The 12207-nt window shown below is 65.1% G+C and carries 11 protein-coding genes and 1 pseudogene; 3 read left to right on the top strand and 9 right to left on the bottom strand.

Features of this window, described 5'->3' with window-relative positions:
• The 3 genes and pseudogenes from RLDS_RS57330 to RLDS_RS51745 form a co-directional block, all read left to right on the top strand.
• Window positions 1-2509: pseudogene (locus tag RLDS_RS57330) on the top strand (hypothetical protein); the annotation flags it as partial.
• Window positions 2510-2579: 70 nt separating this feature from the next.
• A complete protein-coding gene (locus tag RLDS_RS51750) occupies window positions 2580-3398 on the top strand; it encodes a phosphotransferase family protein (RefSeq protein WP_021228333.1) in 819 nt (272 codons plus the stop codon).
• Window positions 3399-3986: 588 nt separating this feature from the next.
• Entirely contained in the window at window positions 3987-4340 is a 354-nt protein-coding gene (locus RLDS_RS51745; RefSeq protein ID WP_021228332.1) for a UrcA family protein, read from the top strand.
• Between the two features lie 85 nt (window positions 4341-4425).
• On the opposite strand, the gene RLDS_RS51740 is transcribed toward RLDS_RS51745, so the two are convergent.
• From RLDS_RS51740 to RLDS_RS51700, 9 genes are all read right to left on the bottom strand, one after another.
• Complete coding sequence (locus RLDS_RS51740) at window positions 4426-5277, bottom strand: SDR family oxidoreductase (RefSeq protein WP_021228331.1); 852 nt, start codon at window positions 5275-5277, stop codon at window positions 4426-4428.
• A gap of 49 nt (window positions 5278-5326) precedes the next feature.
• Window positions 5327-6646, bottom strand: coding sequence for a chloride channel protein (locus tag RLDS_RS51735; RefSeq protein ID WP_021228330.1), 1320 nt, complete (start codon window positions 6644-6646; stop codon window positions 5327-5329).
• A 166-nt stretch (window positions 6647-6812) separates the two neighbouring features.
• Window positions 6813-7946, bottom strand: a complete 1134-nt coding sequence (locus RLDS_RS51730; RefSeq protein WP_021228329.1) for a glycoside hydrolase family 43 protein — start codon at window positions 7944-7946, stop codon at window positions 6813-6815.
• Between the two features lie 105 nt (window positions 7947-8051).
• Complete coding sequence (gene trmB, locus RLDS_RS51725) at window positions 8052-8756, bottom strand: tRNA (guanine(46)-N(7))-methyltransferase TrmB (protein WP_021228328.1); 705 nt, start codon at window positions 8754-8756, stop codon at window positions 8052-8054.
• Window positions 8757-8806: 50 nt separating this feature from the next.
• The gene (locus RLDS_RS51720) at window positions 8807-9202 is read right to left on the bottom strand and encodes an MAPEG family protein (RefSeq protein WP_021228327.1); all 396 of its coding nucleotides are present in this window, start codon (window positions 9200-9202) and stop codon (window positions 8807-8809) included.
• 69 nt (window positions 9203-9271) lie between these two features.
• Window positions 9272-10021: a TorF family putative porin gene (locus RLDS_RS51715; RefSeq protein WP_040603928.1), complete on the bottom strand. Its 750-nt coding sequence runs from the start codon at window positions 10019-10021 to the stop codon at window positions 9272-9274.
• Window positions 10008-10415: a hypothetical protein gene (locus tag RLDS_RS51710; RefSeq protein ID WP_021228325.1), complete on the bottom strand. Its 408-nt coding sequence runs from the start codon at window positions 10413-10415 to the stop codon at window positions 10008-10010. Before RLDS_RS51710 ends, RLDS_RS51715 begins: the two co-directional genes overlap by 14 nt.
• 258 nt (window positions 10416-10673) lie before the next feature.
• Window positions 10674-11273, bottom strand: coding sequence for an NAD(P)H:quinone oxidoreductase (gene wrbA, locus RLDS_RS51705; RefSeq protein ID WP_031299052.1), 600 nt, complete (start codon window positions 11271-11273; stop codon window positions 10674-10676).
• Window positions 11274-11394: 121 nt separating this feature from the next.
• Window positions 11395-12114 (bottom strand): pirin family protein, encoded by a 720-nt coding sequence (locus RLDS_RS51700; RefSeq protein ID WP_021228323.1) that lies wholly within the window; start codon window positions 12112-12114, stop codon window positions 11395-11397.
• Window positions 12115-12207: the final 93 nt, after the last annotated feature.

Raw genomic sequence — 12207 nt, 5'->3', positions numbered from 1 at the left:
CGACACGACGAAACCGGTTCTGACGTCGCTGGACTTTGCCAGCACCGTGGATGTCACGACCGGCGGCAAGTATGTGACGTTTACGGCAGGTGCGACCGACACCGGTCTGGGCGTTTCCTACGTCAGCGTGATCTTCGATCATAGCTGGCAGGGCCAATATGGGAATGATTCATCATTTTCTGCCCATGACTCAACCGACAGCTTTTCGGATGGCCTGTCTTCCAGTCAAGAATATATCGATGCTACTTCCGGCGCCGGCACATACAATATCAGTGGCGTCTACTTATATGATAAGGCCGGAAACTATTCTTATTACACGGCTGCTGATCTGAAAACGCTAGGTATCGCGACAAGTTTTGAAGTGATCGACAAAAACGCTGGAGTGACAGCCACAGTCAACAGCGCGTCAGTCGTTTCCGAAGGCGTCAACGGGGCCTTCGCTCCCAACCTCACGCTCCACGCCGTGGGCAATTATATCGGGCAGGTGTCGCTGACCTTTGATCCTGATAACTCGACCATCTCACTGAAAGACGCGGATATTCCCTCGTTCAGTGGCAGCTATACCATCGCCCAATCGCCTGCTGGCGACTATGTGATCGATTTGCCGACGATCAGCATAGTCGATGATCTCGCCATCGAGGGCGACGAAGTGCTGGCCTTCAAGGTGTCAGCCAGCGGCCGAATTTTCGATTCTGGTTCTGATACCGGCATCATCAAAGTGATGATCAAAGATAACGACAGGTTCGGTACTGCTGGTGACGACGTAATGAACGGAGACGCCGGCAATAATTATTTTGCAGCTGTGGACGGCGACGATCAGTTGTTCGGTTTCGCCGGCACTGACCGCCTGGACGGCGGGAGCGGCAATGACATTCTGGACGGCGGCAGCGGCGCTGATACGATGCTGGGTGGCCTCGGCAATGACAGTTTCCTGGTCGATAACGCTGGCGACCTTGTCTACGAACTGGCCGGCGAAGGCTACGACGTCATCACAAGCAGCGTAGGCTACAGACTGGGCGCCAATGTCGAAGCGCTGCGTCTGGTGGGTGTGGCTGCCGGAACGACTGCCGTGGCGCGGGGCAATGCGCTTAACAATGAGCTCAATGCTGTGTATGTCGACCAGCAGGCGAGCGTCAGTCTGCTGGGCGAGGGCGGCAATGACCGGTTGCTCGGATCGCGCTACGACGACCTGCTGGACGGCGGCACCGGCGCCGACACCATGTTCGGCGGGGGCGGGAATGACCGCTATATGGTCGATCGTGTGGGCGACTTGGTCTATGAACAGGCGGGTGAGGGCTATGACGTCATCACCAGCAGCGTTGGCTATAAGCTGGGCGCCAATGTCGAAGGGTTGACGCTCGCGGGCGTTGCTGGTGGGACGACTGCGGTGGCGCAGGGCAACGACCTCAATAATGAATTGAACGCTGTATATGTCGATCAGCAGGCGAAGATCAGCCTGCTGGGCGAGGGCGGCAACGATCGGTTGTTTGGATCGCGCTATGATGATCTGCTTGACGGCGGCTCCGGCGCCGACACCATGCGTGGCGGCGGAGGGAATGACAATTATGTCGTCGATCAGGTCGGCGATCTGGTCTACGAACTGGCCGGTGAGGGCTATGACGTCATCACCAGCAGCGTAGGCTACAAGCTGGGCGCCAATGTCGAGGCGCTGCGGCTGGTCGGCGTGGCGGCCGGGGCGAGCGTGGTGGCGCAGGGCAACGACCTCAATAATGAATTGAACGCTGTCTATGTCGATCAGCAGGCGAAGATCAGCCTGCTGGGCGGGGGTGGCAACGACCGGTTGCTGGGGTCGCGCTATGACGACCTGCTCGATGGCGGGACCGGGGCCGATACCATGCGCGGCGGGCGTGGCAATGACAGCTATGTCGTCGATAGCGTAACCGACCTGGTCTATGAGCAGGCGGGTGAGGGCTATGACGTCATCACCAGCAGCGTCGGCTATAAGCTGGGCGCCAATGTCGAAGGGCTGAGGCTGGTGGGCGTGGCCGAAGGAGCGAGCGTGGTGGCGCAGGGCAACGACCTCAACAACTCGCTGAACGCGGTGTGGGTCGACAAGTCGGCGAGCATCAGCCTGCTGGGCCATGGCGGTGACGACACATTGCTGGGGTCGCGCTATGGCGATTTGCTGGACGGCGGGGCGGGATCGGACAGGCTGACCGGGGGCGGCGGCGCGGATCGCTTCCATTTCGGCGACGTGCTGAACGCGGCGACCAATGTCGACACGATCCTGGATTTTCAAAAGGGCGTGGATGTCATCGAACTGGACGATGCCGTCTTTGCCGGGCTGAACCTTGGCAAGCTGGATACGAGCGCGTTCGTGGCCAATGCCAGCGGCACGGCGACCTCGGTCGATCAGCGCATCATCTATGACACGGACAGCGGGCAGCTCTTCTACGACGCGGACGGGTCGCTGGGCGGCGCGGCCGTGCTGTTCGGCGTGGTCGCGGGGCATCCGCCGCTGACCGGCGCGGATTTCGTCGTGGTGTAAAGCCGCATGGGGCCAGCCCGTCGACAAACGGGCTGGCCAAGCGGGCGCGCAGCGGGCAGAGGGGCGGGTGATGCGTGCGCCCGATCCTTCCGCCTTCATCGCCGCGGGCGCGAGCGCGCAGGTGTATCGGATCGACGGCGGGCGGGTGCTCAAGCTGTTCCATGCCGGGATCGACCCGTCGATCGTCGCGCGCGAATATGCGATCGCGCGGGTGGTGCAGGCGAGCGGCCTGCCGGTGCCCGCGGTGTTCGGCGAAGCGCGGGTCGAGGGGCGGCAGGCGATCATCTATGCCGAGATGCGCGGCCCCAATCTGCTGACCTATATGGCGCGCCATCCGCATCGTGCGGCCTGGGCGCTGGAGCAGATGGCGCAGCTTCAGGCGCGTATCCACCAATGCCATGCGCCGACGCTGCGCAGTCGCAAGGGCGTGCTGGCGGAGGATATTGCCGCCGCCGACATAGCCGAGCCGCTGCGGGAGGCGGCGATCGCGCGGCTGGACCTGCTGAATGAACGCGACCGGCTGACCCATGGCGACCTGCACCCCGGCAATCTGATCGTGACGGAGGCGGGCGTCGCCGTGATCGACTGGTCGCGCGCGGCGTGCGGGACGATCGCCACCGACCTGGTGCGCACCGAGATGGTGATGCGCTTTGGCCCGGCGCGCGGGGGCGGCGACGTGGCGCGGGGGGAAGCGATGATGCGGGACGCGGCGGCGGCCTGGTATCTGCGGCGCTGTCGCGCGCGCATAGGGCTGGACAAGGAGGCGCTGATCGCGTGGCGGGCGCTGGTGGCGCTGGCCTGGATGCGCCAGCGTGCGCCGGCGCGGGACGCGGCCTTCGCCGATTATGTCGCCAAGGCGCTGCGCGAGGCGGGGTTGCCGCCGCTGTAAGCCGTTGCGGGGGCGCGCGCGGCTGCATTCATGTCGTTGGTCGGCGCTGGCCGCCCTCTGGTCGCAATGGGATGCCGCCGGGCGGGATCGGGCGGCGGATCGTCGAAGGACGGCTGCCATGCACGGCCCGTCCGCTATGATCGATCATGTTAAGGCACGGTTCACCGCTGATGGCGTCGTCTGCCTTTTGACAGTTTATCCCGATCCGGAGTGCCCGACAGCGCCTGGATACGCCCCCGGCCTTCCCTTGCGCCGGGGGCGTTTTCTTTATGCGGCGATTTCGTTACGATTCGGATATTCCCCTACGGTGTCCTGTCGTTTGTAGCGCGGGTCATGTCGTTCGTCGCGCCGTTCGTCCCCCGCCTGTCCCCCCTTTGTCGATGGCAGCGCCGTTTGCCGACCTGGCGTGCGACCGGTCGAAGCGGGCGCGCGGCCGGATCATGCCGCGCCTAGAAGGATGAGGCGAACGGGAGAGGGGCCGTCAAACCCCACCAGACCCCGACAGGCTCCGCCCGGTCGCACCCAGCGCCGCGACGCCCCCCTTAACAGGCGGCGCGGGTCATGACAGAGATATGAGGAGATTTGCCCATGTTCCGTATGTTCGCGCTTGCCGCGCCCGCCATCGCCGCCTTCGCCCTGACCGCCGGCACCGCCCAGGCTGAGGATTTTGTGTCCAATGGCCGCACCGCCCAGGTCTATCATGGCGACCTGAACCTGGCCGATGCCGCCCAGCAGAGGACGCTGCGCAGCCGCATCGCCCGCGCCGCCGTCCGCGTCTGTTCTTCGAGCGACCGGATGACGGCGCTGTCCTGCAAGTCCAAGGCGATCGCCCACGTCGAAGCGCCGATGGCCGCCGCCATCGCCCGCGCCGAAACCGGCGAACGCTATGCCGATGCGGGCGGCGAGACGGTCAAGGAAAGGCGGGCGATCGTCGGCAACTGACGCGGTGCCCCGCGCAACAAGGAAAAAGGCCCGGAGGTGATCCGGGCCTTTTTTGTGCGTGGCGCCTTTGGGCGGGGTTGCCTCGTCAGCCGTTGACGATCATGCCGCCATTGGGGTGGAGCACCTGCCCGCTCATATAGCTGGCGTCCTGGCAGGCGAGAAAGAGGAAGGCGGGCGCGACTTCATTGGGCTGGCCCGGCCGGCCCATGGGGGTGGATTCGCCGAAATGTTCGAGCTTCTCCTCGCTCGCGCCGCCGCAGGGGTTGAGCGGGGTCCAGATCGGGCCGGGCGCGACCGCGTTGACGCGGATGCCCTTGTCGATCAGATTTTCCGACAGGCTGCGGGTGAAGGCGGTGATCGCGCCCTTGGTGCTGCTATAGTCGAGCAGTTCGGACGCGCCCTGATACATGGTGACGGACGTGCAATTGACGATCGCCGCGCCGTCCTTGAGATGCGGGCGCGCGGCCTGGGTCAGGAAGAACATGCCGAAAATATTGGTCTGGAAGGTGCGGCGCAGCTGATCCTCGGTAATGTCAGTGATGTCCTGATCGGGATGCTGTTCGCCGGCATTGTTGACTAGAATGTCGAGCTTGCCGAAACGGTCGATGACCTGGGCGATGGCGCTGTCGCAAAAAGCCGTGTCGCCGACGTCACCGGCGATGGTGAGCGCCTGTCGTCCTTCAGCTTCGACGATGTCGGCGGTTTTGCGCGCGTCGTCATGCTCGCACAGATAGAGGATGGCGACGTCAGCGCCTTCGCGGGCGTAGAGCGCGGCGACAGCGCGGCCGATGCCACTGTCCGCGCCGGTGACGAGCGCTACCTTGCCTGCGAGGCGGCCCGAGCCGGGATAGCGCGGTTCCCATTCGGGCTTGGGATCAAGCCCTGACTCATGGCCGGGCAGGCCGTCTTCGCGGATCATGTCTTCATAGTGACTCATGGGGGCTCTCCTTCGCAAAAGAGGCCAACACATGCCGCACCGCTTTTGTTCAGCCGGGCGGGGCCGCCTTCGCGCGGTCGAGGAAATTGCGCGACAGACCGTGATAGAGACGTTCCTTGCACACGCGCTGCGCCGCGCCGTCGGCCACCAGCGCCGCGCCGAGCAAGGGCAGCATGAAGCCGCGGCTGCCGGTGGTTTCGGAAATGATGATGACGGCGGTGAGCGGTGCGCGAACCACGCCGGTGAAATAGGCGACCATGCCCAGTAGCACGACGGCGCTGCCCTGCTGTTCCGGGAACATCCAGCGCAGCAGGTTGCCGAAGCCCGCGCCGGTCGCCAGCGACGGGGCGAAGATGCCGCCTGGAATGCCGGAAATGCTGGTCGCCAGCGTGCTGACGAACTTGGCCGGCGCGAACCAGAGCGGTTCCTGGCCCCCGGTGATGAGGTGGCGGGCAGGCGCATAGCTGGTGCCCCAGGTGAGGCCCGTTAGCACGCCGATCAGCGCGACGACCGCGCCGCAGCAGGCGGCAAAGCGGATCGGATGGGCGCGGCTGAAATCGGTCAGGCGATTGCGACTGGTCGCCGCCGCCAGCGCCAGCCGGGCGAACAGGCCGCCCGACAGGCCGCCCAGCACACCGGCGAACAGCGCGACCACCATGGCTGACCCGAGCGGCAGATGCGCGGCGACGACGCCGAAATAGACATAATCGCCCGCCAGCCCCAGGCTGACCATGCCCGAGATGATGACGGCGGTGATGACGAGCAACGTCATGCGCTGTTCATAGGCCGACGCCAGTTCCTCGATCGCGAAGCTGATCCCGGCGAGCGGGGTGTTGAAGGCCGCCGCCACGCCCGCCGCGCCGCCCGCGACCATCACCGATGCGCGCAGGGGCACCTGAAGCACCGAATGGACGCGCGCGAGGATGGCGGCGGAAATCTGGACCGTCGGTCCTTCGCGGCCGACCGATGCGCCCACCAGCAGGCCCGCCAGCGTCAGCGCGACCTTGAGCAGGGCGGTGCGCAGGTCGACCAGCCGCCCGCCAATCTGTTCGGGCAGGCGGGTGGCGGCGATGACCTGCGGGATACCCGATCCGCCGGCAAAGGGCGCATAGCGCCGAGTGATCCAGGCGATGCCGGCAAAACCGAGCGGCGTCAGCAGCAGCGGCAGCCAGGGCCATTGTCGGGCGAGATGGTCGAAGGCTTCGCTGCTGGCGTCGGCCGCGCGCGCGAACAGTAGCGCGGCCAGGCCGACCAGGATGGCCCCGCCCATCAGCGCGAGGCGGCGGCGAAAGAGGAGTGACGTCGGGCCGGTGTGGCGGATCAGCGCGCGCACGCGGCGCATCGTCCATCGGCGGCCCGTGTTGCTCATGCCCGGAGAGTCTTCCCGTCAGAAGGGAAAGAAGGGGCGACGAGGGGGGTGGGCTGGGCCACTGGCTGCTCCGCGGTTCGGCTGAAAAGGCCAACGATCGGCCTTGCGCCTTCCCTCTATGGTCGCCAGCCCGCAGAGGCAAGGCCGGCGACCGGGAAAAGCCACATCAGGGCTTGGCGGCGCCCTGCGTTGCCTTGGTCACGAACGGGTTGATCGTCTGGATCGTGCCGTCGGGATTATAATGAAGTTCCGTCACCTTGACGTTGCGCAGGCGGGTCTGCCCCGACAATTGCGTGTCGGCATAGAAGAGCCACCATTTGCCATTCCATTCGACGATCGAATGATGGGTGGTCCAGCCTTCCACCGGCTCCATGATCCGCCCCTTGTAGGTGAAGGGACCATAAGGGCTATCGCCTATGCCATAGGCCAGATAATGGGTGTCGCCGGTCGAATAGCTGAAATAATATTTGCCCTTATATTTGTGCATCCAAGACGCCTCGAAGAAACGGCGGTCGTGGTCGCCGCCCAGCAGCGGCTTGCCCTGGTCATCGACGATCTGGACGGCGCGGGGCGTTTCGGCAAATTCCAGCATGTCGCCGGTCATTTTTGCGACGCGCGGGGCGAGCGCAGGCTTGTCATCCTGGCCAAGGTCGGTCTTGGACCCGTTCGGATCATAGGCGCCGTTGACGTTGCGTTGCAGCTGGCCGCCCCAGATGCCACCGAAATACATATAGCTTTGCCCGTCATCGTCGGTGAAGACGGCCGGGTCGATCGAATAGCTGCCCTTGATCGGCTGGGGCTGTGCCGTGAACGGACCCATCGGGTCCTTCGATGTGGCGACGCCGATGCGGAAGGCGCCTTCCTTGTCCTTCGCGGGGAAGTAGAGATAATAGGTGTCGCCCTTCTTCGCGGCGTCGGGCGCCCACATCTGCTTTTCCGCCCAAGGCACGTCATCGACATCGAGCGCGACCGGGCCAAGCGTCACCGGGCCGCCGATGCGGTCCATGCGCAGCACGCGATAGTCGCGCATTTCGAAATGACTGCCCAGATCATCCTCTGGCGTCGGGCCGTCGATATCATGGCTGGGATAGACGTATATCTTGCCGTTCCAGACATGGGCGGAGGGATCGGCGGTGAATATGTCCGTCACCAGCGGTTGCGAGAGATATTCTGAGGCCGGACGCTTCCCCGCCGCCTGCTGGGCGTTCGCGGCATTGGCGCTGGTGTCGGACTGCCGCTGGCAGCCCGCGGTCAGCGCGAGCGCGCCCACCGCGCCCAAGGTCAATATGGATTTGCGCATCGTGCATCCTCTCCCGATTGCATCTGTTAAGATAGCGCTACCATCGAAAGGGCCATGTCGTAAATGCTTTTGTTCGGGCGGTGAGGCGTGGGACGGAGCCTGGCTTCAGCCCTCGGCGCGGCGGCGGTAGCGGAAATACCACACTTCATGACCCAGCCGCCGCGCCTTGGCTTCATAGCGGGTTTCGGGCCAGCCGCCGGGTCTGTTCTGGAAATCCGTGGGTTCGCTGGCCAGCCAGTCGAAATCGGGATGGCCGTTCATGACCATCAGCGCCCAGCGCAGATAGACGGGATGATCGGTGCCGAAGCGGAATTCGCCGCCGGGCTTGAGCTTTTTCGCGATCATCGCGACGGGGCCGGGGTTCATCATGCGGCGCTTGGCATGGCGCGCCTTGGGCCAGGGATCGGGGTGGAGCAGATAGACGAAGCTGAGCGCGCCGTCGGGAATACGCGAGAGCACGTCGAGCGCGTCGCCCATATGCAGCCGGACATTGCCCAGCGCCTTGTCTCGGACATGGCCGAGCGCCTGCACGACGCCGTTCAGGAAGGGTTCGCAGCCGATAAAGCCATGGTCGGGCAGCAGGTCGGCGCGGCAGGCCATATGTTCGCCGCCGCCAAAGCCGATTTCGAAATGGAGCGGGCGATCATAGCCGAACAGGTCGGCCGCCGTCACCGGCCCTTCCGCCGGGACGGCGATGGCGGGCAGCAGCGTGTCGACCAGTTCCTGCTGGCCCTTGCGCAGCTTTGGCCCCGATTGGCGGCCATAGAGGCGGTTGAGGGTGGTCGGGTCGCCGGATTTATGCGCTGTCATGGGGCGCGCGCTTAGCGGCGGGAGCGGCCCGGGGCAAGCGGGGCGAGGCGCTAAAGGCCAAGCAGCGGCCACAGCACGATGAGCAGGCCAACAAGGCTGGCGAGAAAGATGATCGAGCGCACCACGGGCACGCCAAAGCCATAAAGCGGCAGATAGACGATCCGCGCGCCAAGCCAGATCCATCCCCCCAGCGCCGTCCATTCGCTGGTGCGCCCGGCCAGCACCACGCCCAGCAGGGCAACGATGGCGAGGGGCAGCGTTTCGCGATAATTGGCCTCCGCCCGGCACAGGCGACCGGCGACGGGATTGAGCGGCGGCAGGCTTTCGTCGCGCGCGCCCATATTCCATTTCGGCCCATATTGCTTCGTCTTGGCATGGCCGGCGGCGAAGATGTGGACGAGGAGCAGGACCATGCCCCAGGCTAGGATCGTGATTTCGACGGGCATGGCGGTTTGCTCCCTTTCACACGCCTTTTAGCAAAGGCGATGGCGGCGGGATAGCGAAACGCTGCTCGCTTAGAGCGTGAGGCCCACGCGTGCGATCAGGGTCGCGCCGGCATGGGCGCTGTCGGGCGCGTCGATGTCGGTATCGGCATAGCGCAGGCCCGCCGACCAGCGGCCACGATACCAGTCGAGCGCGACGCCATGATCCCAATAATCGCCAGCCGGACGCAGGCGCGCAGCGCGTAACGGATCGCGCGTGCCGCCCGAGGATCGGCCGACATGGCCCGACACGGTGAGCGGGGTTCCGGGGATGCCGACCGCCGCGCTGGAGGACAGATAGAGATTGTCGCCGCCGATGCCGGACTGGCGCGGGGCGTAGCGCGCGCCCAGATCCAGGCTGGCGGGCCCAAGCGAAAAGCCGGCGATCGCGCCCATTTCTCCATAGCCCCAGCCATCGCCACTATCGGCCGCTCCGGGGAAGATATGATAGCGGCCCTCGGCCGTCAGGCGAAGGCCGCCCAGTTGCCGGGCATAGGTGCCGCCCAGGTCGAGGACGGCGTCAGCGCCGCCATGGCGGTCGCTGCCCCAGAGCGTCGTTGCCGCGCCGTCAAGGCTGAGCCCCGGCGCGACCGGCACCGACACGCTGCCGCGCAGCACCGGATCGCCGTCGCTCCAGCTGAGGCCCCGGCGGCGTTCGTCGCTCGCCGCCTCCAGCGTGATGGTGGGGCCGGCGGCATATTGGGCCGCTGCCGGAGCGACATGGCCGGCAAGCAGCAATGCCCCCAGCCATGTCGTACGAGTGAAAAAGTCAGTTTGAGGCAAGATTGCGTACCGAGTCCAGTTCAGCGAGCAGAACGCCGTGATCGGCCTTCGCCGCCGCGACAAGATGCGCCTCTATCTTTTCGCGATGATTGGCAAGGGCTTGTTCGGCGGGATTGCGGCCGGGCGTGCAGGCGCCCGCTTCGCTGCCCGACAAGGTCTGGTCGGTGGCGATGGTGCGGGCGAGTGCCGGGCCATGGTCGAGCCGACGGTCGACAATGATCGTCGCGCTCCAGCGGCACCGCTGCATATCCATGCGATTGGGGGTCTTCGCGCCGACCGTCTTGCTGCGCATGTCGGCGCGGGCTGTGTAGGTGGCCGTGATCGGCTGGCCATGATGCTGCACCGTGACGCTGTGGGTCGCGGCTGCGGCCGCCAGGGCGAGAATGATGCTCATGCGTGTCTCCTGCGTTGAACGCCGCGCTTTTGCGCGCGGTCGTCAGCGCAGATGTAGGAAAGCCCTGTTGCTGCTCTTTTGCCGGATCATGAAGAAGGACGACGCGCCGGACGGTTTCCGCTGGCTCTTATGCCTGTCGCACTTGTCCCAAGCTGGTGCGCAAAAAGGGGCTGACGCATGGTCCTGCGCCAGCCCCTGCGGCACTTTTCCTTCGTGCGACCCGAAGGTGCCGCATTGTCGAGACGCCGCGGCGGGCGGTCAGCCGTGGAGTTTGATCGCGGTTTCGGCGATGCGGCGGCCCTGATAGCGCGCGCCGTCCAGTTCCTCTTCGCTGGGCTGGCGGCTGCCGTCGCTGTCGGCCAGCGTGGTCGCGCCATAGGGCGATCCGCCGCGCACCTTGTCGACGCCCATCTGGCCCTGGAAGCCATAGTCGAGGCCGATGATGGTCATGCCGAAATGCATGAGGTTGGTGATGATCGAAAAGAGCGTGACTTCCTGGCCGCCATGCTGGCTGGCTGTCGAAGTGAACGCGCCGCCAACCTTGCCATTGAGCGCGCCGCGCGCCCACAGACCGCCGGCCTGGTCGAGGAAGGCCGCCATCTGGCTGGATATACGGCCAAAGCGGGTGCCGGTGCCGACGATAATCGCGTCATAATCGGCCAGTTCGTTGACCGTGGCGATCGGCGCGTCCTGATCCAGCTTGAAATGCGCGTTTTTCGCGACTTCGAGCGGCGCGGTTTCGGGCACGCGCTTGATGTCGACCTGTGCGCCAGCGGACGCAGCGCCCTCGGCCACGGCCTTCGCCATGGTTTCGATATGACCGTAGGATGAATAATAGAGAACCAGAACCTTTGCCATCGTCATGTCTCCTTGCCTGAAATGCTTTGCGTGAAGGATGGCCGCCTGCGCGGGAGGGAGGAAGGCGCAGGCGGCCCGGCCCGTTCATGAGGGGGAGGGGAAAGAACGGGCCAAAGACTTTCTAGATGCTGTCGACCAGCACGATTTCAGCGTCCTCCAGCGCGGTGATGGTGATGGAGCCGCCACTGATGATGGCGGCGCCGTCGCGCGCTTCGAACGCCTGCCCGTCAATCTCGATCCGTCCGGTTGCGGGGACGAGGTAGAGGTGGCGGCCGGGCGCGCTGTCATAGGTGACGCTGGTCCCGGCCTGTATCGTGCCGCCCAGCAGGCGAGCATCGGCGCGGATGCGCAATGCTTCTGCGTCGGCATCATCGCCGCTCGCCAGCACGACCAGCTTGCCCGCGCGGTCGCCCTTGGGGAAAGGCTTGGCGCCCCAGCTCGGCTGGCCGCCACGGCTGCGCGGCATGATCCAGATCTGAAACAGGGTGGTGGTTTCATCTTCCAGATTATATTCGGCGTGACGAATGCCGGTGCCGGCCGACATCACCTGAACATCGCCCGCCGCGGTGCGGCCCTTGTTGCCCAGGCTGTCCTGATGCGTGATCGCGCCGGTGCGGACATAGGTGATGATTTCCATGTCGCTGTGCGGGTGGGGCGGAAAGCCCGAGCGCGCGCCGATCTCATCATCATTCCAGACGCGGATCGCACCCCAGTGCATCCGTTCATCGTCATAATAGTCAGCGAAGGAAAAATGATGGCGCGCATTGAGCCAGCCATGGTCGGCATGGCCCAGCGACGCGAAGGGGCGGCGTTCAATACGGCTCGCTATGGTCGTGGTCATGGCAGATACCTTTCGTTTCGGGAGCCGGAGCTTCCGGCTTGCTTTCCGCCAATATAGTCCGCAGGATCGTTTCCTGAACGAACAGCTTTGAAA

The organism is Sphingobium lactosutens DS20 (assembly GCF_000445105.1).
GTDB classification, from domain to species: Bacteria; Pseudomonadota; Alphaproteobacteria; order Sphingomonadales; family Sphingomonadaceae; genus Sphingobium; species Sphingobium lactosutens.
This window is presented reverse-complemented; position numbering and strand designations above follow the sequence as displayed.